Raw genomic sequence first — 20,501 nt, 5'->3', positions numbered from 1 at the left:
GTCACACTTTCCGGATCATATTTATGTAGAAAAGTGCAAAAAAACATGCAAATAACACATACCGAACCGCCACGCCGGCAGATATGCAGCCATCCCTACGAAAAAAGAGCGGCCACGCCCGGGAATCCCGCGCATGATCGCTCTTCTTTCTAATCATGAGACCTCAGGCAGTCGCAGTCGTGCTGCTCCCGGCCGATTTATGCTTACTGTGATGAATCAGGAAATATAGTGATGTGATGATCAGAGACACGGCGCCAAAACCGATCAGCACTCCGGCGCTGCTCCACATGCCGCTGAAGTTTCCGGTCGACACAACATCCTTGAAGCCCATAACACTGTAGGTCATCGGCAGCAGCGGATTCAGCGCCTTCATCCAGCCCGGAATCAGCTCTACCGGGAACGTGCCTGCGCTTGTCGTCAGCTGCAGAATGAGAATGATGATGACCACGAAGCGCCCGGGCTGGTCAAGCCAGGTGACAAACATCTGCACCAGGAACATGAACGACAGGCTTGTGATGAACGAGAACAGGTAGAACAGCGGCACGCTTTGCACCTCCAGCTTCAATCCGTACAGCACCACAATGACCGCCAGCAGCGATTGCACGAGCCCCATGCCGGCAAAGGATAACGCCCGGCTGACAAAGCGGTTCCAGCCTGTCGCGCCTTGCACCGTCGTATCGCGGATCGGCAGGATGATCGTGGAGATCAGCGCGCCGACGAACAGGCCAAGGGACAGAAAATAAGGCGAGAAGCCGGTACCGTAATTCGGCACCTCATTCACTTTCATCTCATCGACCTGCACAGGACCGGCAAACATGCTCACGGTCTCATCGGTCGTATGAAGGCCGCTCGTTTTGTCCGCTGCCTCACTCAGCTTCTCGGCCAGCTCACCGCTGCCCGCCTTGAGCGTGTCCATGCCGCTTACCAGTTCACCCGCACCGGAATCCAGCTGTCTGGACCCGTCAGCGAGCGCAGCGACACCAGAGCCCAGCTCGCCAGCCCCGGCGGCCAGCTGGCCCGTGCCTTCCGACAGCTTCACTGCCCCGCCGGCCAGCTCCTTGCCCCCGGCAGCGGCTTCGCCCAGCTTCGCGCCGAACAGCTTCATGCCGTCCAGCAGCTGCTTCTGGCCTGCATTCAGCTGCTTCGCCCCAGCGAGCAGCTCCTGGCTGCCTGCGGCCAGCTGCTCGCCTCCTTGCGCCAGCTGCTCCGCTCCGGCGCTCAGCTGCCCGGCCCCGGCGTCCAGCCGGGCCGTGCCTTCCGCAAGCCCGGCTGCGCCCTGGGCCAGCTGCTTCTGGCCTGCGTTCAGCTCGCTCGTGCCAGCGGCAAGCGACTGGCTTGCCGCCAGCAGCTGCTGAACGTCCGGGCTGGCGGCAAGCTCAGGCTGGCTGTCCGCCAGCTGCTTGAGCCCCTCCGCTACGCGCTTCGCCCCTTGCTCGAGCGCTGCCGTCGCCTCCAGGGATTGGTTCAATCCCTGTTCAAGCTGACGGCTGCCCTCGTGCGCGCTGTGCGCGCCCTGGGCAAGCTCCGCGGCGCCGGCCCGGTTGGCATCCAGGCCGGCCTTCAGCTCGGCGCTGCCCTCGGCCGCCGATTCCAGCCCGGCCTGGAGCTTCGCTGCGCCTTGGCCGGTCTGCTCGGCACCGGCCAGCAGCTCGCCGTGCCCGCCTTGAAGCTGCGCCAGGCCCGAAGCGAGCGCGCTGGCGCCCGACTTCAGCGTTCCGGCTCCGGCGTCAAGCTCCTGCACGCCTGCCGTCAATGGCGCGATGCCTTGCTGAAGCTCAAGCGTTCCATCGGCCAGCTTCGCCAGATTCTGCTTCAGCTTGAGCGCTCCTTCATCAAGCTCAACCGCCCCTTCAGACAGCCTGCTCGCGCCGTCTCCGGCTTCGCTCAGGCCGCCCGAAACCTTCTCCACCTGATCGAATAACGTTTCGGTGTACGCCTCGGTGACTTTCGCAGATACCTTGGATTGAATTTCCTTTACCGCTGTGCCGCCGATCTGTCCGGCCAGGAAATTGTAGCCCTCATTCGGTTTAAACACGATTTTGGCCGGCTGCGGATGATCATCCATCAGCGTGGTCGCCTGCTGCGAGAAATTATCAGGGATGACGATGGTCATATAATACTTGTTGTCCTTCATCCCCTGCTCGGCCTCGCTTTCACTGACGAACTGCCAATTAAACGCCTTCGCTTTCTTCAATTCCGCGACAAGATCGGCACCCGCCTGCAGCGACTTCCCTTCAAACTCAGCGCCGGTATCGTTGTTGACAACAGCAACAGGCAGCTCATCCATCTTGCCATACGGGTCCCAAAATGCGCCGAGAAACATCCCGCTGTACAGCACCGGGATAAATAACACTGCGATGATCGTCACCAGAAACTTCCGGTTCCGGACAGCAGCGCCGACATCTTTAGCAAATACAGATAATGATTTCATCCTGTCTCTCTCCTTCTGTTTCTCTTTCTATATATCATCTCTAATTTCTAATTTTCAGGTTCATATCAGACATCAGCGCTTGACGATTCGCGAATCATGCCGCTGCGGAAAAGGAAGGAACATCCTGGTCACTTTCCCCTCCGTTTTCTTCATAACCCCATCAGCGAATCCGAAGACAAAAGCGAGCCCTTGCTTCTCCAGCATCTTAAGCCCTCCCTCTTCTCCCTTCGCTTCAGACAAGTTTATAACGTCAAACACGGGTCATCCGATTGATCCAAATTTTAATATTCTCTTTTTTACAGATACCAGTTGACCATTTTCCTCATTTGGTCATTTTAGAGCATAAAAATAATACGAACTCCACCACCTCAAAAAAACATTTCCATTCAGCCAGACTGCTATGCTCTAGCGCGCCTTGTCCCAGGCCGAAATTCATGATACGACGATATGAGCCAGCTTTACGAAACCTGACCGGCATGGGGCATTAGCATGCCTTTCGCTGGTCAGCCACCTGCCTCTCCACTAAACCGCTGCTGATCGGGCAGAGAAAGAGCGAGTACGAGGAACCCACCTCCAGGCGGTCCCTCATCTCCGTCGTCTGTTTCATCGAATGCTTCAGCTCATTCTGCCCAGTATCAGTTCCTTCTATATAACCAATAACAACAACCGAACCAAGCGAGCTGTATTATGTTAACGCGCCCCCGGTGACCCTGCCTTCAATCCTTCCGCCAGAAACAGCATCATATACTCCTTGATCTGCTCCTTATCCAGCGGCTCGCGCAGCTGATTAAAGTCCGTCGTGAGCGCTACGTACAGCTTCAGCATGACAAAGGACACGACCTGTGCATCCATCGGCTTGATTTCCCCGATCGAGATGGCATGCTCCACAATGCCCTGCAGGTAACCGATAATGCTGTTCTCCACCTTCGCCAATCCTTCATGCGCCATCGGGGTTCCGATATCCCGAAGTTCCTGGGACAGCTTAATAAACAGCTCATGCTCGCTCCGGTACTCCAGCAGCGCATCCAGCACCCGGTACAGATTGTCGAAGAAATCCCGGTCCTCCCGAATCTCCCGCTCGCTAATGCGCCTCATCTCCACAATGGACGATTGCAGAATCTCGTCAAACAGCTCTTCCTTGTTCGTAAAAAAGGTATAGATCGTTCCTTTCCCTACATTCGCAATCTTCGCCACCTGTTCCATCGTCGTCGCTTTATACCCGAATAAAGCAAACGATTTGGAGGCAGCTTCCAGCACCTGCTTCCGCCGATCCACAGCTGGCACGCTAACCCCTCCTGTACGGTTATTATTGTTACCTCTTCATTGCCGCATAAATGACCAAAATCCATTTTCGGTCATTCAGTCAACAATAAATGTAACAGATGGCTTTCTCTTTTGCAAGCAGGTACTGAAAAAAATTCAGCCCGTTCCAGGGTCAATATGACGGGATTTGTCTAAATAACAAAGAGCAGGGCTGTTCGTTCAACGAAGAAGATGCCGCGGCGTACCGCGCTTGGCGACAAGCATGAAAAAAAGTTGAACTGCCCGCCGTGTTCACACGTATACTATTATACACTCCTATTTTTCAAGAATTTACATCTAATAGACTGGTTATGTCAGAACTAGAAACTGGATAGGAGTAGAAAAAAGTAGGTGAACTATGAAATATACAAGAGTGCTTCTATTCTCGGAAGGATTCGGAACCGGACATACCCAGGCGGCCTACGCGCTGGCCAAAGGCATGCAGCAAATGTGCCCCGACGTGCACTGCCGCGTAATGGAGCTCGGCCATTTCCTGAATCCGACGGTAGCGCCGATGATCCAGTCGGCATATCGCAAAACCGTGAGCGAGCATCCCCAGCTGGTCGGAAAGCTTTACCGTTCCGGATATGCAAAATCATTAAACCGCCTCACCAGGCTCATGCTTCATCGCATCTTTTATGCGCAGGCCGAGCGGGTGATCGAGCAGCTGAAGCCGGATGTCATCATATGCACCCATCCGATCCCGAATGCCGTTGTCTCCCGGCTGAAGCGCCAGGGACTGCCCACACCGTTATACACGCTCATCACGGACTACGACGCGCATGGCACATGGGTCAATCCGGAGGTCGATCAATATCTCGTATCTACGCCGCATGTGAAGAATCTATTGATGCAGCGCGGGGTGGAGCCAGAATACATACATGTGACAGGAATTCCTGTCCATCCGAAGTTCTGGGAACGAAGATGCCGCGAGCAGCTTCATGCCGAGCTTCACATCAAGGATATGCCCACCATCCTCATTATGGGGGGCGGCTGGGGGCTGATCTTCAACCAAGAGCTGACCCGGATTCTGGCCCGGCGGGCGGACGATATCCAGCTCATCTTCTGCATGGGCGATAATGAGAAGCAGATTGCGGACATGCGTGAGGACCCGCTTTTTCGTCACCCGCATATTCACGTCTTCGGGTATCGCGATGATATCCATAAGCTGATGGACGTATCCGATCTGCTAATCACGAAGCCCGGCGGGATGACATGCACCGAGGGCGCAGCCAAAGGAATCCCGATGCTGTTCTATGAACCGATCCCGGGTCAGGAGGAAGAGAACTGTCAATATTTTGTAAGCCAAGGCTTGGGAGAAGTGCTGGATTCTCCTGCCGTCATTCATAAATGGCTGGACATGCTCGCTCATCGCGACAAGCATGCCGCGGAATATCGAAACCGGGCTGTCACCCTCCCGATTGTGACACCGAGCCGCTGCGCTTCCCATGTGCTTGCTTTGCTGGAGGACAGAGCAGCCGAGCCATATGGGGACATGCCTTACACGTTCACGGCGGATAACTCCTAGCCTAGCCCCAAGGCCTCAGCTTATGCATGCCTGTATAATCACCATAAAGAAGCTTCCCATGCCAATCATGCACGGGAAGCTTCTTCTCATTTCATTCGATTCTATTATTCAATGAACCTCAGTTCTTGTCGTGTGGAAAAGATGCCTACCGCGAGTGATCTCTTGATGTTAGCATGCTACAGCGTCAAGCTGTCACCCGGCTTCAGCGCATGTCCTTGAAGACCCGCCTTCTCCATCTCGGCACAGAAAGCTTCGGCATCCTGGGCGATGGCCGGGAAGGTGTTGTAGTGAACAGGGATCACATGCTTGGCACCGATCCACTTCGCAGCGAGCAGCGCTTCCTCCGGCCCCATCGTAAACAGGTCGCCAATCGGCAGCGCCACCGCATCGATCTTGTTCAGTTCCCCGATCAGTTTCAGATCGCTGAACAAGGCGGTATCACCGGCATGGTAGAATGACTTGTCCCCCATCGTCACAATGACGCCTGCGGCCTCTCCCGCATACCGGAACTGGCCGTCCACCTCAATCGAAGATGTATGGAAAGCCTGCGTATACTTGACCTTGAAACCATCAAACTGAGCGCTTCCGCCGATGTTCAATCCCTGTGCCTTCACACCTTGACTGCCGCAGTAGGAAGCAAGCTCAAATATCGCAATAATCGGGCAGTCGTTCTGTTTTGCAATTTCGATACTGTCCCCAAAATGGTCGGAATGTCCATGGGTCAGCACAACCGCATCCACCTGAATATCCTGGGGAGCGATTCCCGAAGCTGGATTGCCGGATATAAACGGATCAATGATAACCCGGACTCCACCTTCTTCCAACAGCAAACTTGAATGGCCGTAATACGTTATTTTCATGGTTAAACACACACCTCCTACCTTGTAGTTTACCCGAGAAAGGGACTACTTGTAAAAAGAGTGGTTTCCAATTTGTTTAACAAATGTTCTTGAATGATGCACCGTCAAATCCTGGGCCAATTTCAGCGACAGGAAAAAGTACGTATCGTCAGCGACTTCCTTGTGACCGCGCAGGGCCGCCTCCACTGACCGGATCGTCTCTTCATTCGGCGTAACACGCTTAAGACGCCCGTTGGCAACCGGACTGAATTGGTGCTTTTGATAGATCACATCAGTAATAGTATTGGGAAAATTGGCTGACCGCAGCCGGTTTAAGACAACATTGGCAACTGCCACTTTGCCTTCGTACGGTTCGCCTTCCGCCTCTGCCATGACAATCTTCTCTAGCAGAAGCCGTTCTTCAGCTGACACCTCGTAGGTCCAGGTCGCCTGATCTTTCTCGGCCTGGGTTAACGTTTGGGTTCTTGTGAAGAACAAGGTTGTGGGGGGGTTATGGCTTTCAGCTTGCGCTTTGACAGCTTGGTTCCCCTGCTTATTCTCTGTTTCTCCCCCTACTGCTTGCTTGGCATCTGTCTCTTTGCTCTCCAAGGCAGCAGCTTTGGTCTTATTGTGAGAAGGCAGGTTTTCCGCTTCAGCTGAATCGTCTTCCTTCAGGTTGAGAAGAGATACGATCTCACCTTCTGGTACATTCCAAGGCTGGAAAACAATTGAAGTTAAAAGTTCGATAGATTCCCCGTCATTCGTACTCCTCGCAGCTTCTTCTGTTTTGTTCAGCGCATGGACCGGGTCTGGAGCGGCTGCTTTAAAGCTTGGCATCTCCCGCTGTTCTTCCCCTGTCGTTGCAGTTGTTGTTTGCATTCCAAACATACTTATAAGAGACAAACTCACCAGCAGCACTCCGATCAAAAGAGCGATCCAGCGATTTTGCCTTAACATTCTGATAACCATATTTTTCCTCCTATGATGTCGGCACATTCCTACACTATGTAACCACATTTTTAGGCGGTGAAAACATGGTAATTTTATGAACATTTAAATCCCTTTATTTGGAATGTCCGTGAAGCCGCGCCACATCTAGCTTTTCGTACATTGGGCTATGTCCCAAACGCGTTCGAAATAATGTTAGTTCATCAACCTTCCACTGGATGGGATTGGGTCCAGACCCAAGCAAATCCATCATAAACGGGAATTTCCCTTCGAATTTGCGGGCTACCGTAATATGCGGACGATATGGCCTTGATTCCGGTACATACCCGAAGGCCTCCATCGAGGATACAACCGACCGATGAAGCGCAGACAATGCCTTGATATCTCCGTTCAAGCCTGCCCACAAAATTCTCGGCGAAGCATTCGTTCCGAACACGCCGGCATTCGAGACACCCAGCATAAACGGGGCATGAGCGGACGCAGCGGTTTGCAGCGCCTGAACAATCTCCGGAATACGACCAGCTGGCGTATCTCCCAGAAACTGCACCGTCACATGATAATCGGCAGGATGCACCCATTTTCGAAAGGACGCTTGTCCGGATAATTTCTCTGCCCATTCCCTTATGTTCGCCGATGCCTCTTCAGGAAGATGCACCGCAATAAATAATCGCTCCATCGATTCGCCAAAGCCGCTCATAAGCCACGCTTCCTTCCACATGAAAATATCATCTAAATTTCATCGTTCATTCCGATCTGCCGCGTTAAGGACATCATGTTGGCTCTCAGATGAACATGTCTTCGTTAGTCTGAACCATTGTACAACAATTTACTATGGCGACCAAAAATTGAGGGCGCGTATGCGCACAAGACTGAAATTTGATAAACTATTTCCAAAGAAAGATCGTTCCAAGGCTGCCATCAGCCTGAATTCACGCCCAGGAGGTAGTTTCATGCCCAAAATTTTAGCACTGCATGAGTTGACAACCGAACACAAGAACATGATCCAGGCCGCCGCCCCCGGCTTCGAACTGATCACATCCAAGATCGGCGAGCTTGCTCCCGGCATGGTCCGGGAAGCCGAGATCTTGCTTGGCTGGTCCAGCAAGGTAGAGGGCGAGGCTGTCGCTCCTGACAGCCATACGAAATGGGTTCAGGTATGGTCGGCCGGCGTTGATAAGCTGCCGCTTGACGCTTTTCGGCAAAAAGGAATCTGGCTGACCAATGCCAGCGGCGTACATAGCATTCCGATTACGGAGCATATTTTTGCCATGATTCTCGGCTTTGTCCGCAATTTGCATCACGCCGTCAGACAGCAGACGAACCGCCATTGGGACACGGCAGGCACCTTTACCGAGCTTGCCGGCAAAACCATCGTCATTGTCGGCGTTGGGCAAATCGGAAGGCAGACTGCCCAGGTGGCCAAGGCCTTCGGGATGCGCACGATTGGCGTCCGGAATTCCGGCGAGCCGAGCCCGCACATCGATGTGATGTATAAGGTTGATGAATTGACGAAAGCCCTGTCCGAGGGTGATTATATCGTCAATATTCTTCCTCTGACCCCATTAACAACCCATATCTTTGACCGCGACAAATTTGCAGCCATGAAGGATTCCGCCTTTTTCGTTAATGTGGGCAGAGGACAATCGGTTGTTACAGACGCCATGGTCGAGGCGCTCCAAGCCGGCAAGCTGGCCGGAGCCGGGCTTGACGTATTCGAGAAGGAGCCTCTCCCTCAGGACCATCCGCTGTGGAGTATGGACAATGTGATCATTACGCCCCATAAAGCCGGGGATACAGATCAATATGCCGAGCGGGTCATAGATATTTTCCTGGACAATCTCAAGGCCTATACCCAGGGCCGCCCACTCCACCGGAATGTAATTGATTACGATAAATCGTATTAGTTCTAAATCATGTCACGCATTGGAGGGACTACACTTGCAGCCCTTTACCCGGCGGGTCATCGAAATTATTAAAGCCATTCCGGAAGGATCTGTCATGACTTACGGACAGATTGCCAGGCAGGCCGGAAGCCCGCGCGCGGCCCGGCAGGTCGTTCGAATTCTTCATTCCATGAGCCGGGCCCACCAGCTGCCGTGGCATCGCGTAGTCAACGCGAAAGGAGAGATTGCTCTCCAGGAGCCTGAGTCCAAACTGATGCAGGAGTTGTTCTTGCGTGAGGAAGGAATCGAGCTTACTGCCGACGGCCGCATCGATCTTGGCAAGTACCGCCATGAACCCGGCTTCGATGACCCATAATAACGTCCTGATGATCGCATTATCGTCTGTAACCGCAACAAGGCAGCCCGCAGGATCACATCCTGCAGGGCTGTCTTTCATATCTGACATGATTCGCATGCAACAGCATACCATGAATGTTCGGATTCGCCAAGTCCATGTCCGATTTCCTAGGGCCCCCCCTTCTTCCCCGTCGTAGAAAGTCTATCACAAAGCTTAACTTGAGCATCTTTAGAATCATTTTTGTCGGCCTCCGAATTCGCATTCACGCAAATTCAGCCGCGATTTCCCGGATTCTCGCGAACTTCCATCCCCGTCCATCCCTGACGATGACAAACGAAATCTCCCGTCCAAAGCCTGCAATCGTAATTCGGTTGTCGCATCCGTTCTGCTTCGGTCCGGGTCTGTTCAGTTCCGTTATTATGGTTATTCACACAGCCACACTTCCCGAACGAAGGAGCCTTTGGTCGTAATCGCCCGACCCAATACGTTCCATCCGGCAAGTCTCAGCTGCTCCTCCAGTGGCTCGGTGCTGACAATCACCGCCCGGCGTGCCAGACGCCGCAGGCTGCGCAGCATTTGAAGCCTGTCCTCCTCCGGCAGAACTGAGCATACATTGTAGGGCAAGTCAAGAATGGACGCTTCGTAGCTGCCGGACAGCTCATTCATATCCTGAATCGATACCAGCTGATCATCATATCCGTAATGGCGAAGGTTCACTCTCGCTCCTCGGATCGCCAGCGGGTTGATGTCCGATCCTTGTACCTGAATCCCCATCGACAGAGCCTCGATCAGCACATTGCCCATTCCGCAGCATGGGTCGAGAAGCACAGTATTGTCCGGCTCCGGTACCGCCATGTTCACAAGCGCGCGGGCAACCCGGGAGCTGAGACCGGTCGAATAGTTGTATAGCTTCTGCTTATGCGTGAGCCACGCCCGTTCCGGTTCATGGAGCTCTCCTAGGCTCCAGATTCCTTCCGTTCGGATCAAGCCCAGCGTCACCTCCGGCGATTTCATCTGCGCCGTCCCCTTGATATGCCGACCTACCTGGCGCTCAACATCTCTTCTTTCCTCATACGTAAAAGGATCACCAGCTTTCAGGCACACCACCTTGAAGGTAGCTCCTGATAGCTGTATTTGCCCGGCCTGTGCAGCAATCGCCTCCACCGAATCACCGCTCAGCCCAACCTCCAGCCGTGCTGACACAAAGGGGCTTCGGTCGGGGTCTACCCGGCGGCTCGTCTGCAGCCAATCCTCACCCGACTTCAAGGGAGTCCCTAATAATTGGGCCAGCTCCAAATGGCATAGCTCCCGTTCAGTTTCATGACAGGCGAATGTATATACATATTGCGGCTTGTCCGATGTAGACGGATACAAGTGCCTAGCCGTTCGGCTTGAATTCGACATAGCTTCAACATCTTTCTTCTATAATATAGGTGCAGACTCCCCCGCTAATAGCCGGTAGCAGTTCAGCCTCTCTTCGTAGTCGGCAACCGGAACCGTAACCAAAAATTCATCATTTCCATACCGCTCCTTCATCTCCAGCAGCTGTTCTCTGACAGCGAATGGCGTGCCTGTAATGACATGTTTCAACATGCCCTGTCCTTGAGGAACCGATAGCGCTGACTGCGAACTCGGCATACCATGACGTTCTTTGGAGTCACATTGTTCGTTACGTTCACATTGTTCGTTACGTTTGCGCTGCTCATTGGGTTCATGCTGGTTGTTGGATTCACGCCCAGTCGTGCCACGGGTTGCCTGAGCTTGCATTGCCAGCTCTTGCGCACGCCGCTCGGTGTCTCCACAGATGATGCTGACTGCGACCATGCTGTGCGGCTCGCGCATGGCAGCCGAGGGGCGGAAATGCTCCCGGTAAGACTTCAATACATCCGCCCCGTCCACCTCACTCATAAAGTGTCCGAAAACAAAGCCGGCCCCGAATTCAGCTGCAAAGCCTGAACTCTTCGTGTTGGTGCCGAGCATCCACATCACCGGGGGCTTCGCCGGGACTGGACGTGCAGCTATAGGAACGTCCTCGTAACGATAACGATCCTCCAGCAGCTCCGTCAGCGCCCGGATCCGGTTCGGCAGATCGGCCACATGGCCGAGATAGTTACCGCTCAGCGCCATGCTCGTATGGGCAGAGCCGCCCGGGGCCCGCCCGATCCCGAGGTCGATGCGGCCGGGATACAGCGCGGCAAGCATCCGGAAATTCTCGGCTACCTTGAGCGGGCTGTAATGCGGAAGCAGCACGGCTCCCGACCCCAGCCGGATGCGCGTGGTCTGCGCCCCGATATGGGCCAGCAGAACTTCCGGGGAGGCGCAGGACAAGTGCTCCAGGTCATGATGCTCGGCAGCCCAATAGCGTTTATAGCCCCAAGCTTCCCCGTGTCTCGCCAATCTTCCCGCCTGCCGCAGCGCCTCTTCATAGGTGCTTTCGCCGAGGCGAGGCACCAGATCCAGCATGCTTAACGTATACGATGATGCCGTCATTTAGAACCAGAGCCCCTTTCTACTTTACGGAGCGACAGAATTCGGATTTCTTGTGCCCCGATTGTCCGCCGCTGTTCCCGTGCGCACTCACACGCGGCCTATTCAATCCAGATCATAGATCGAGCCCACCTTCAGGCCATATAATTCGTTATAGATTTTCTCCGCGAACGCATCGGTCATCCCGGCGATGTAATCGATCACCATATGCTCCCATGTCCAGATCGGCCGCGGGCGCTTCTGATCTGCCTCATAACGCTGCAGCCAGTCCGAAGGAATAATCGCTTTCGAAGCCACCGGATCCAGAAATGCGTCCCACAGACGTTTAATGATCCATTCACTTCGTTTCTGAAGCCGCTGCACCCGCAGGTCACGGATCATCGTCACCCAGGCGAAGCTTTTCAGAACGCTGACCGTACGCAGCATATCCTCGTCCTCGGCTCCGTCCTTAACGAACGTTACCTTCTTCCATCCATCACCATCGATAACGCCAAGACTGCCTACAAACAAGCTGACCCAATACGCCTTCACCTCGCGCCGTGTCCGGGAATAATCAAACTCGCAGGTCGGCATCTTCTCATTCCATACGCGCAGGAACTCTCCAAGCACGGCCTCCACCTTCGGATAGATGCGGTCCTCGGTCCATCCCTTCCACACCTCGTCCTCCAGGGTCATGATCTTCTGGACGATCAGCTTGTTCAGGTAACTGTCTCTAAGAAAATGCTCATGTACCTCGATCTTTCCAGCCTTGATGCCATCCTCCAGATCATGCGCCGAATAAGCAATGTCATCACACAGGTCCATCAGCTGAGCTTCCAGCGTTTTATGCCCCTCCGGAATTCCCCATGCCTCGCGGATATGCGATATATATTCCCACTCATGGCGGTACATCCCCTTCGGGTTAACGAGCCCGGGGAAGGGATATTTATTAATGCCGAGCAGCACCGCATCGGACAGGTTCAGGCCGTTCACATTTTCCCGCTTCTCCAGATACATGATCAGGCGAAAATTATGTGCGTTCCCTTCGAAATGCTCATACTTCTGCCTCATTTCCTCCCGAATCCCCGCTGCCTCTAGCGGTGTTGGCGTATAGGGCAGACTGGATATGATCTGCTCCGCTTTGCTGTCTATCAGCTTCTCCAGAATGCCCTGCAGCACTTCCTCGCCCTTGTGACCGAACGGAGGATGGCCAAAATCATGCGCGATCGCCGCACATTCCACCACCTCGGGATCAATAATCAGACCGGCGTTCTCCGCCGCCTCCGGCATCACTTCCGGATAGCTGCGGCTCAAGCTCCGCGCCGCCTCTCTGGCAATCTGGGCAACTTCAAGGGAGTGTGTCAGCCGCGTCCGGTAATAGTCTCCGGTGCCTGCGCCGAATACCTGCGATTTCCCCTGCAGCCTGCGAAAGGTCGGCGAATGAATGAGGCGGGAATAGTCCCGCTCATATGCCGCCCGGGAAGCATCCGACTTCGTCTGTTCCGGGTATTGGCGATGCTCTCTAAGCTCCTTCAGCGTCATAGCTCTCCACCCCTGTGCTTATGTCTTTATTCTCATTATTATATGCCATCTGGTGTTTCAAAGGAAAATGCCAGCAGGGACAAGAAGCTTGTCCACTACGGCGAGCACATAAGGAAGCTTGGTATGGAAGAGAGCCGTCACTGGTGCAGAGATAGACATCTTATAACCGGAGAAAAGCATGAGCTCCCTCGGCTTTTTAGCTTTATTTTGGAATAAGGCCCATCCGGTGCATCAATGTCACCGTCCGATAAAAATCATAACTGCCCGCAGGATCGTTAAGGATCTCCGCCTCCTGCGCCGCCTTCACCGCCGCTTCCGCCCAAACCGGAATGTTCTCAGGGTGAAGACTTTCCAGCTTCTTGAGCCGTTTATTCAGCTCACGGATCGTATGCTCCTGTTCGGTTGTTGTTTTCAAAACCGTCGCGAGACTGGTGTTCAACTGCTGAATCTGCTTTCTCGCATCCTTCAGCTCGGCAGTCAGCTGCTCCATGTTCACGCGCTCCACCTCCTTCGGATTCGGGACATCATATTGATACAGTGAATGCTGCTCGATAACAGCAATCAGCTTGTTCGGATAGTTGGGGTCTGTGGCGTACCCGCCTTTCCAGATTTCGGTTGCCGCTGTTTTGTAATCCGCCCACAGGACACCGTGGTAACGGTTCGGCTTGTCTTTCGTGCCGTTAAGGATCAGCTTCGTATGATCAGCCACCGATTCCTGCCAGTTGTTGTATTTGCGGAATTGGGCGTTCGTTCGATAGGGAGTCTGTCCCCGGTACTCGGTCGTCTGCATCGTTACGCTGCCCGCCGGTCCGGTGCCCTTGATGCCAAACAGATTGTTCGCCTGCTGCGTCAGCCCGCTCTTCCCCCAGTTCGATTCCAGAATCGCCTGCGCGAGCGTCAACGAGGCCGGAACCCCGTAGCGCCGCATATCCTCGGTAGCAATCGGAGCCAGCTTGTCAATAAAATCACGCGGATTCATCCTTCTTCCCTCCTTTAGGTGCGGGGCCCTGTTCCCCTTCTTCCGATTTGATCTGGAAAAGTTGTACTACATTACGCAGCGATTGTGGAATCGGTATCCCCATGCGCCCGACATTCTCAATAATAGACAACAATTCATTCGCCAGATAAAAGAATATCACCGTGTTCTGAAAATAATTCATCTCTCCCAGCACCCGGTCAACCAGATGCATCAAAGCGATGAGAAGGAAAATGGTGATTTTCCGGGCAATGCCCTTGTAGCCGATCCGGCTCCGCAGCTCGCCGTTCATCCAGGCCGCCCCCCATCCGGTCAGCCAATCAATCACCACGAGCCACAACAACAGATGAAGCGGAAGCGACCACCCGCCCCATACATACACAGTCACGGACCCCGCGCCCGCCACCAGCAGCTTAAACAGTTGACCGATGTGCTCATACATGCGTCTCTCCTCCTTTAAGTGTATGAAGATTTAAAAAGCCCCCGGGAATGCCGGGGGCTGAAAAACAAAACGGTAATGCATTGTAACTATGGTTGACTCATGAACGGAAACTCCGTTCTTGTCTAACGGGTCATTAATCCGTGGAATTAAAACGCCTCTCCCGTAATCAACTCGTATTCCTCTGGTGTGATGACACCGTAGCCGACATATTGACGCAGTTGGGGCTTCTGAGCCCATTTTTTCTCGTAATAATATTTCAGTCGCTCATAATCGTTCTCAAACATAAGTCCCCTCTCCTTCCGATGAATTGGTCTCCAGTGACAGCATCCGTAATTCCAGGCCTACAACCTGAGCGCCCAGCGCTTCATTCTGCCGGCGAAGCTCCAACGCTTCCAGTTCCCGGGCCACCAATTCAGCCCCCAGCCGATCAACTTCACCAGGCACTGCCGGTTGTGGCTTGGTCAACTCCTCGATCTCCTCGGGAGACAGTCCCTCTTCCCACAGTTCAGGCAGCGAGGGCCACATCAGGACCGGCTGCTGGCCCCGCTCCTCTTCCGGAAGCTGATGCCAGCTGTTAAGCGCTTGCTGATATTCAGCCTGCGCAGCAGCCAGCGCTTCCTCGTATGCCTGCCAGCCAACAAGATCAAACCTCGGATGGAACAATCCTGGGGGAACCGGAATGCCTACCATGTAACCGGCGACCTCCGCTTCAGGCCGCTGGCCTTCGTCCTTATCTTCACTGTCCGTTGCATGAGACGCCTTTCCATCCAAGACAGCCGGTTGTAACGGTTCGTTATAAAAAGGGACGACACCGCTAAAGGCATCGTCCACAAGTGCGTCCTCCATATAGAGGCCGTCTGTATTTACTTTCGGTACAGCTTTCATGTGATACCTCCTTTATTGTTCGGCTAGGAATGAGATGTCGATAAGTACAAACGAATTATTTACACCGTGCCAAGCGTTTACGGTGCCAGACACTTGCACATTTAAGGATGCCGGCACGACTGTGGAGCCGTTAAAACTCAACAAAGTGAATCCCATTTGACTTAGTGGTCTATAACCCTTCGGAAGGGTAAACATCGTACCGGTTCCATTCTTTATGGCACCTATGATGCGAACTATATTATTGCTATCTTTATAGTATTTTAATGAAGGCCAAGGAGACCCGTAGACTTCCCACCCATTAAGCAAAGTCGGTATGATCCATCCCGGCGAATCCTTCTCCGCCTTCTTCTGTTCCACCACGCTCACCCGCTGCAGTGCCTCAGCCACTCCCGTCGTTAGATCGCTAATCTGCGCCTTTTCGTTGGCTGCTACAGAGCCAACAATCGGCTGGATCGGTGATTTATCGAGTTTAAGATATGTGACACTATAGGCTGCGGTCTGGTCATAGTTATATTCACGGATAGAAGCTATTTGCTTCCCATATGCAGCATTATAATCTACGAAAGCCCATTGCCCATCTTTTACATTATTTTTATATACTGAAATTAGTTTTTCAACTTTATTTCTGAGATTACTTGAGACATACATACCTTCATCGCGGTTAATGTAATAGTTATTTGTCCTGTTAAATACAGGCTTTACATTCTCTCGCAGGACAATTCCCGTCCCTACCTCGATCTGATTCTCGCCCTCATTCAGCATCAGGCAACCTTCTGACACAACTGGTTCGACAGTTGGCGTCGATAGTTGGTATAAGAGTTGGTACGGTGTATATCCCATATCATTTATTGTATTAGGTACAGTGGTAGTTACTGTCCCGTCAATTATTGGCGCTCCAACAGCATATGGATGTTTCGGGCCTACACCGTTATATAATTTGTACCACACTTTTGTCCCGATACCATTCCATGCTGGGTACGTGACATCGTTGTTATTCCCCATTTTCCAACCCATGAAATACGCCTTAATGTCATCTTGGGTTGGAGTATATTGTTCTCCCCATCCAGAGTCACTATTGGATATCCAAACATAAACACTCACATTATCAATTGTAACCCTGTCTTTCAAAGGAATGCCTCCGTATTCCGGCAAATAACTCCCGTCATACTTAGTACCTTGAGCACTGCGGTCTTTCACTACTTCTCTGTGCTGGTAATACACAAGTTTAAAGCCAGTGTTAGATTCACTGCTTGGATACCACTCGTGTGAACCATCCAGTACAACCTTCTTCCATTTTGCTAGCTTGAAATACTGCCCCTCGCGCTCAAACAGAACATCCGGATTGCTACCGTCGATAGAATTGGCGTGCAGCTCTGTCTGGAAAGCGAGCATGGAATCCTCATGCGGCTTGAAAGGTTGGGACCCGGTGCCAATAACAAGCATCGGATTTTTGAAGACAAACTTTCCTGTGCCTGTGTCGGTGTTTACAAGAACCCGAATATATGCTGTTTCTTCGGTTGCGGTGAATGTTCCGGATCGGCGCTGCCCGTCTAAATTTTGCTTTTCTCGGTCACAAAGGAAGGCGTACAACTTAGACTCATCGCTTGCTTCCCCGCTGAGAGTATACGAGACATTAGGTAGGGCGGGAGCAAAATATTGATACCACCTTCCCCCATTTTCAAGCCCTTCGATGGAGCATTCGTAAGGGGACTTGATGCGCCCAAATCCGCCAGTTCGATCTTCCCATTCATAAAACGGAGGCAACAGATTCTCCCCATATCGAATCACGTATGGGTTTTGTACCGATTGGAGACTATTTACATACGGATATTTTGCTATCTTTTGCGGCTCGGAAAGAAATGGTAGTTCGTCATAATCATCCTTTGAAATTTCGTGTAAACTCACGTTTTTAACATCAAAGTTTGCTGCTGCAAATCCTTCTTGCGCGTAACATGTTCCGACAAGAATGCTAAAAGTCGTATCAGCCGAAAGAGTAAATCCGTAACTTACCCGCTGCCAAACTCCCATCTTGGTTTTATCGACAGTAGCTGCACCAACTGCCGGGGCGCCTGAGCCACCTACTTTAATATTGCCACTACCTGTGACGTGGTTTAATTTTACATCCGCGAATATCGCGTAATATTTTCCAGCATATGCAACAAAGTCCCTACCGTCTACTTGTCTAAATACAATGTAACCTTCATCCGTATTTGTTACGTCCACATTTATAATCTCTGTGTTACTTCCCGTTGTTCCAAGTCCAACACTAATAGTTGTTGTTTTAGTATCATTTACAGTTCTATTAGTTTGCCGTCCTGCCAGATTCACCAACGTCCGTCCCTTAATCCCACTCAGTGAAAAAGGTGCAGTACGCTCTGCATGCACAACCTGCAATCCCGGCTGGAGCACAACCTCTCTGCGTTCCTCGGTATCCAATCTCGAGGCGAGAGAATCGAGGGATTGCTTCGTCTCACCAGCAAACTGATCGACCACATCCGCGTTCTGATCAATATATTTCTCCAGATCAAAATACGTCGTTGACGGTGATGTTCGGTCAATTTTATTCAACCCGATATTCGGTGTAACCGGATTTGTCATCAGGCTCCTCCTCCCAACAATCGATCTTGTGTAGTTCCTTCGACCTGATCCAATGTCATACTTTCCACCTCGGCTATCGTTAAGTAACGAAGCGCATATTCCACCATCATGTGTGCGGGTTTAATCTCCTCCATCGCTGCCTTCAAATCCCCCAGATTAGGCGGAAGACCTACGGTATCGCGAAAATGTATCGTCACCTTATACTCCGCAGGCTGGACGGTCACTTCGATACTCCCGCGTTCGTATGCCTGCGCTACATTTTTCAGCATGCTGGCCGATACTTTTCCGCTGCCGCGCATCTTGGAGATCACAACTGATCGTCGCTGTTCAAGCGGCTTGGACAGGTGGACCGGAATGTTCAGGTCCTGTTCATATCGGGAAAGCGACCAGGTTGCCGTCTCGGGATAATACTGATCGATCAGATCCTCCATATCCCGAGTCAGTTGGTCCAGTTCTGCTCCCTCGGTGTTGGCAATGGCTTTCATCTCCCGAATCCCATGGTAATAGGAAGGGAGATAATTCAGCCAAGCTTCGGCTTTGCTCATCGGACGGTCACCGTCCCCAGAACGGCTACCGCCTCCGGATCGATGGGGATGCTCTCCGTCCCCCCATTAACCGTGAGAACCTCATAGTCGATAACTGAAGGAATGTCCAGAATCACATTCGCAATCCGGTTATACCGGACAAGCGGATCCAGCATCGCCAGATCTTTCAAATACTGCCGCACTCCAGCTTCGATAGCTTCTTGAACGCCATCCATACCTGCTCCGTCCAGCAGCGTAACCTGTACATCAACATCAATCGGCACCTCTACGGCCGCGACCACCGTCACCACAGCACCGACAGGGGCTGTTCCTTCCCCTCTTCCATCCATGGTCGGATCAATATGCTGCTGCACCGCCTCCACAATGGAAGGTGCCGGCGCTCTCATTTCGTTACCCAGCAGCACCACCTTGACCGTGCCCGCTCCATCCCATAGCGGAAATGCTCGAGCCTTGCCAACCCCGGGCATCTCTCTTGCCCACAATTCGTATTGATTCCGGTTCGCGCTCGTAATAGGACGGGATATTTTCTCCCGATAGCGGTCATACAAGGCCTCGTCAGATTCCGTATCTTCACCTGGAACCCTGAGCTCAATCAGCTCAGCGGTGACCAAACCTTCAATATATTCAAGCGGGAGCAGTGAACCAAAACGCCGGTTTCCTTCTCTGCCGCTCGTTTCACATTCCAGCAAGTAGAGACCTTCATCCTCGCGGGCAACCACCGAATAATTCAAGGAATCCAAGGAATAGCGGCTGCCAATGGGAACCTCCAGCGGAGCGCCGCCGTTTCCGGTGAATCGTCCCAGAAGCAATGCATGGGTCGCCTCCTTGCGTGTAATTCCCGACCAGGCAATGCTCCGATCCAGGTACTCTCCAGACGCTGTGGCCGCGAATTTATATTGAATAGAGTAGCCCAGCTCGATATACATCTGAGCAAGCTCGGCAGCGGCCGGGGCCAGCGCGTCATAGATAATGCTGCCCTCTCTTTTGTCCATCCCATCCGGAACGCGGTCCAGCATCCGTCCGAGAATGGCTTCAAACGTCTGCTCTTCATACATCCTCCCTCACCTCCCTGGTCATATCAAATGCGCCGAATATGCAGCGAACGGTAAATTCAACCCGCCCCTGATCGCCTGTAAATGTCATGTTCATATTCTCCACCGCCACAATCCGATCATCCTGCAGCAGCGCTTCCTTGATGTGCCGCTCGATTTCAGCGTATGCCCACAGCGGGTCACGCCCGATGACCGAGTGCAGCTCATGACCGTAATCGCTGCTGTAGATGAGATGTGCAAAACGACGGGTTTGCAGGATTTTGCTCACTGCCTGCTTGACCGCCTCCAGTCCATCGATGTGCCCGGATATCGTTCCGGCTTCATGGTCCAGCCTATACGTCAGGCTTGGTTGATCCATAATCTCTACGGTCTCACCGTCCGGTATCATCATGCCGCCTTGCGGGATCATGACGACTTCACCAGCCGATCCAGGACAAGATAAGTCTGGCCGCCTTGGTATCGAAGGAGCACCACGGTATCCCCGGTTTGCAGCCCCTTTCGTATCACCACTTCTTCTCCGGCAATGTTCCGCTTATATTCAGTCAAAGACTCGCCCACAACTAAAAAATCCTCCGTCAGGCTGAAACGCTGATCCACGTTCACCTCCAGAGGATGGGTATTGGTTACCGTGCCGTACAGCACCGTTACCGGATTCGTGCTTCCGACGGCGCTGAGGCTAGCTTTTTTAATAATATCCAGCATTGTT

Annotated in this window: 21 protein-coding genes; 3 read left to right on the top strand and 18 right to left on the bottom strand. The window is 52.7% G+C overall.

The window, feature by feature from the left end; genetic code table 11:
• Positions 1-163 precede the first annotated feature (163 nt).
• The 3 genes from MKX64_RS14960 to MKX64_RS14950 form a co-directional block, all read right to left on the bottom strand.
• The gene (locus MKX64_RS14960; protein ID WP_341036452.1) at positions 164-2,431 is read right to left on the bottom strand and encodes a YhgE/Pip domain-containing protein; all 2,268 of its coding nucleotides are present in this window, start codon (positions 2,429-2,431) and stop codon (positions 164-166) included.
• Between the two features lie 72 nt (positions 2,432-2,503).
• Entirely contained in the window at positions 2,504-2,635 is a 132-nt protein-coding gene (locus MKX64_RS14955) for a hypothetical protein (RefSeq protein ID WP_341036450.1), read from the bottom strand.
• Positions 2,636-3,121: 486 nt separating this feature from the next.
• The gene (locus tag MKX64_RS14950) at positions 3,122-3,715 is read right to left on the bottom strand and encodes a TetR/AcrR family transcriptional regulator (RefSeq protein WP_341036448.1); all 594 of its coding nucleotides are present in this window, start codon (positions 3,713-3,715) and stop codon (positions 3,122-3,124) included.
• 376 nt (positions 3,716-4,091) lie between these two features.
• Here MKX64_RS14950 and MKX64_RS14945 point away from each other — a divergent pair, with 376 nt between their 5' ends.
• Positions 4,092-5,261: an MGDG synthase family glycosyltransferase gene (locus MKX64_RS14945; protein ID WP_095264746.1), complete on the top strand. Its 1,170-nt coding sequence runs from the start codon at positions 4,092-4,094 to the stop codon at positions 5,259-5,261.
• Positions 5,262-5,437: 176 nt separating this feature from the next.
• Here the strand turns inward: MKX64_RS14945 and MKX64_RS14940 are convergent, their stop codons facing one another.
• The 3 genes from MKX64_RS14940 to thpR form a co-directional block, all read right to left on the bottom strand.
• Positions 5,438-6,121 carry a metal-dependent hydrolase gene (locus MKX64_RS14940; protein WP_341036445.1) on the bottom strand — a complete coding sequence of 228 codons (684 nt, stop codon included), beginning with the start codon at positions 6,119-6,121 and terminating at the stop codon, positions 5,438-5,440.
• A 45-nt stretch (positions 6,122-6,166) separates the two neighbouring features.
• The gene (locus MKX64_RS14935) at positions 6,167-7,069 is read right to left on the bottom strand and encodes a cell wall hydrolase (protein ID WP_095264744.1); all 903 of its coding nucleotides are present in this window, start codon (positions 7,067-7,069) and stop codon (positions 6,167-6,169) included.
• Positions 7,070-7,163: 94 nt separating this feature from the next.
• Positions 7,164-7,745, bottom strand: coding sequence for an RNA 2',3'-cyclic phosphodiesterase (gene thpR, locus MKX64_RS14930; RefSeq protein WP_095264743.1), 582 nt, complete (start codon positions 7,743-7,745; stop codon positions 7,164-7,166).
• A 253-nt stretch (positions 7,746-7,998) separates the two neighbouring features.
• Between thpR and MKX64_RS14925 the strand changes: the two genes are divergently transcribed.
• Together MKX64_RS14925 and MKX64_RS14920 are read left to right on the top strand one after the other, a co-directional pair.
• Positions 7,999-8,952: a D-2-hydroxyacid dehydrogenase gene (locus MKX64_RS14925; RefSeq protein WP_095264742.1), complete on the top strand. Its 954-nt coding sequence runs from the start codon at positions 7,999-8,001 to the stop codon at positions 8,950-8,952.
• 34 nt (positions 8,953-8,986) lie between these two features.
• Complete coding sequence (locus tag MKX64_RS14920; protein ID WP_095264741.1) at positions 8,987-9,307, top strand: MGMT family protein; 321 nt, start codon at positions 8,987-8,989, stop codon at positions 9,305-9,307.
• Between the two features lie 405 nt (positions 9,308-9,712).
• Here the strand turns inward: MKX64_RS14920 and MKX64_RS14915 are convergent, their stop codons facing one another.
• The 12 genes from MKX64_RS14915 to MKX64_RS14860 form a co-directional block, all read right to left on the bottom strand.
• A complete protein-coding gene (locus MKX64_RS14915) occupies positions 9,713-10,693 on the bottom strand; it encodes a TRM11 family SAM-dependent methyltransferase (RefSeq protein WP_341036441.1) in 981 nt (326 codons plus the stop codon).
• Between the two features lie 18 nt (positions 10,694-10,711).
• The gene (locus tag MKX64_RS14910; RefSeq protein ID WP_341036439.1) at positions 10,712-11,779 is read right to left on the bottom strand and encodes an MsnO8 family LLM class oxidoreductase; all 1,068 of its coding nucleotides are present in this window, start codon (positions 11,777-11,779) and stop codon (positions 10,712-10,714) included.
• A gap of 102 nt (positions 11,780-11,881) precedes the next feature.
• Positions 11,882-13,297: a deoxyguanosinetriphosphate triphosphohydrolase family protein gene (locus tag MKX64_RS14905; RefSeq protein ID WP_341036438.1), complete on the bottom strand. Its 1,416-nt coding sequence runs from the start codon at positions 13,295-13,297 to the stop codon at positions 11,882-11,884.
• 202 nt (positions 13,298-13,499) lie between these two features.
• Complete coding sequence (locus tag MKX64_RS14900; RefSeq protein WP_095264737.1) at positions 13,500-14,276, bottom strand: glycoside hydrolase family 73 protein; 777 nt, start codon at positions 14,274-14,276, stop codon at positions 13,500-13,502.
• Positions 14,263-14,715: a phage holin family protein gene (locus MKX64_RS14895; protein WP_095264736.1), complete on the bottom strand. Its 453-nt coding sequence runs from the start codon at positions 14,713-14,715 to the stop codon at positions 14,263-14,265. Before MKX64_RS14895 ends, MKX64_RS14900 begins: the two co-directional genes overlap by 14 nt.
• Before the next feature lie 146 nt (positions 14,716-14,861).
• Positions 14,862-14,999 carry an XkdX family protein gene (locus tag MKX64_RS14890; RefSeq protein WP_095264735.1) on the bottom strand — a complete coding sequence of 46 codons (138 nt, stop codon included), beginning with the start codon at positions 14,997-14,999 and terminating at the stop codon, positions 14,862-14,864.
• Positions 14,992-15,600, bottom strand: a complete 609-nt coding sequence (locus tag MKX64_RS14885) for a hypothetical protein (RefSeq protein WP_341036434.1) — start codon at positions 15,598-15,600, stop codon at positions 14,992-14,994. The genes MKX64_RS14890 and MKX64_RS14885 overlap by 8 nt, the downstream gene beginning before the upstream one ends.
• Positions 15,601-15,612: 12 nt before the next feature.
• A complete protein-coding gene (locus MKX64_RS14880; protein WP_341036432.1) occupies positions 15,613-18,198 on the bottom strand; it encodes a hypothetical protein in 2,586 nt (861 codons plus the stop codon).
• A complete protein-coding gene (locus MKX64_RS14875; RefSeq protein WP_095264732.1) occupies positions 18,198-18,743 on the bottom strand; it encodes a YmfQ family protein in 546 nt (181 codons plus the stop codon). Before MKX64_RS14875 ends, MKX64_RS14880 begins: the two co-directional genes overlap by 1 nt.
• Positions 18,740-19,798 (bottom strand): baseplate J/gp47 family protein, encoded by a 1,059-nt coding sequence (locus MKX64_RS14870; RefSeq protein ID WP_095264731.1) that lies wholly within the window; start codon positions 19,796-19,798, stop codon positions 18,740-18,742. The genes MKX64_RS14875 and MKX64_RS14870 overlap by 4 nt, the downstream gene beginning before the upstream one ends.
• Positions 19,791-20,204: a DUF2634 domain-containing protein gene (locus MKX64_RS14865; protein ID WP_095264730.1), complete on the bottom strand. Its 414-nt coding sequence runs from the start codon at positions 20,202-20,204 to the stop codon at positions 19,791-19,793. The genes MKX64_RS14870 and MKX64_RS14865 overlap by 8 nt, the downstream gene beginning before the upstream one ends.
• A complete protein-coding gene (locus MKX64_RS14860; RefSeq protein ID WP_095264729.1) occupies positions 20,201-20,497 on the bottom strand; it encodes a DUF2577 domain-containing protein in 297 nt (98 codons plus the stop codon). The genes MKX64_RS14865 and MKX64_RS14860 overlap by 4 nt, the downstream gene beginning before the upstream one ends.
• Positions 20,498-20,501 lie beyond the last annotated feature (4 nt).

The sequence above is a fragment of the Paenibacillus sp. FSL M8-0334 genome, from assembly GCF_038000405.1.
GTDB lineage: Bacteria > Bacillota > Bacilli > Paenibacillales > Paenibacillaceae > Paenibacillus_AQ > Paenibacillus_AQ campinasensis.
The sequence above is the reverse complement of the archived record's forward strand: the minus strand, read 5'-3'. Positions and strand labels throughout refer to the sequence as shown.

Coding starts and splice junctions, on each gene's coding strand:
- MKX64_RS14900 (WP_095264737.1), bottom strand. CDS start 14,276: ATGAATCCGCGTGATTTTATTGACAAGCTGGCTCCGATTGCTACCGAG.
- MKX64_RS14870 (WP_095264731.1), bottom strand. CDS start 19,798: ATGTATGAAGAGCAGACGTTTGAAGCCATTCTCGGACGGATGCTGGAC.
- MKX64_RS14935 (WP_095264744.1), bottom strand. CDS start 7,069: ATGGTTATCAGAATGTTAAGGCAAAATCGCTGGATCGCTCTTTTGATC.
- MKX64_RS14905 (WP_341036438.1), bottom strand. CDS start 13,297: ATGACGCTGAAGGAGCTTAGAGAGCATCGCCAATACCCGGAACAGACG.
- MKX64_RS14915 (WP_341036441.1), bottom strand. CDS start 10,693: ATGTCGAATTCAAGCCGAACGGCTAGGCACTTGTATCCGTCTACATCG.
- MKX64_RS14895 (WP_095264736.1), bottom strand. CDS start 14,715: ATGTATGAGCACATCGGTCAACTGTTTAAGCTGCTGGTGGCGGGCGCG.
- MKX64_RS14885 (WP_341036434.1), bottom strand. CDS start 15,600: ATGAAAGCTGTACCGAAAGTAAATACAGACGGCCTCTATATGGAGGAC.
- MKX64_RS14910 (WP_341036439.1), bottom strand. CDS start 11,779: ATGACGGCATCATCGTATACGTTAAGCATGCTGGATCTGGTGCCTCGC.
- MKX64_RS14880 (WP_341036432.1), bottom strand. CDS start 18,198: ATGACAAATCCGGTTACACCGAATATCGGGTTGAATAAAATTGACCGA.
- MKX64_RS14960 (WP_341036452.1), bottom strand. CDS start 2,431: ATGAAATCATTATCTGTATTTGCTAAAGATGTCGGCGCTGCTGTCCGG.
- thpR (WP_095264743.1), bottom strand. CDS start 7,745: ATGAGCGGCTTTGGCGAATCGATGGAGCGATTATTTATTGCGGTGCAT.
- MKX64_RS14890 (WP_095264735.1), bottom strand. CDS start 14,999: ATGTTTGAGAACGATTATGAGCGACTGAAATATTATTACGAGAAAAAA.
- MKX64_RS14955 (WP_341036450.1), bottom strand. CDS start 2,635: ATGCTGGAGAAGCAAGGGCTCGCTTTTGTCTTCGGATTCGCTGATGGG.
- MKX64_RS14875 (WP_095264732.1), bottom strand. CDS start 18,743: ATGAGCAAAGCCGAAGCTTGGCTGAATTATCTCCCTTCCTATTACCAT.
- MKX64_RS14945 (WP_095264746.1), top strand. CDS start 4,092: ATGAAATATACAAGAGTGCTTCTATTCTCGGAAGGATTCGGAACCGGA.
- MKX64_RS14860 (WP_095264729.1), bottom strand. CDS start 20,497: ATGCTGGATATTATTAAAAAAGCTAGCCTCAGCGCCGTCGGAAGCACG.
- MKX64_RS14925 (WP_095264742.1), top strand. CDS start 7,999: ATGCCCAAAATTTTAGCACTGCATGAGTTGACAACCGAACACAAGAAC.
- MKX64_RS14865 (WP_095264730.1), bottom strand. CDS start 20,204: ATGATCCCGCAAGGCGGCATGATGATACCGGACGGTGAGACCGTAGAG.
- MKX64_RS14940 (WP_341036445.1), bottom strand. CDS start 6,121: ATGAAAATAACGTATTACGGCCATTCAAGTTTGCTGTTGGAAGAAGGT.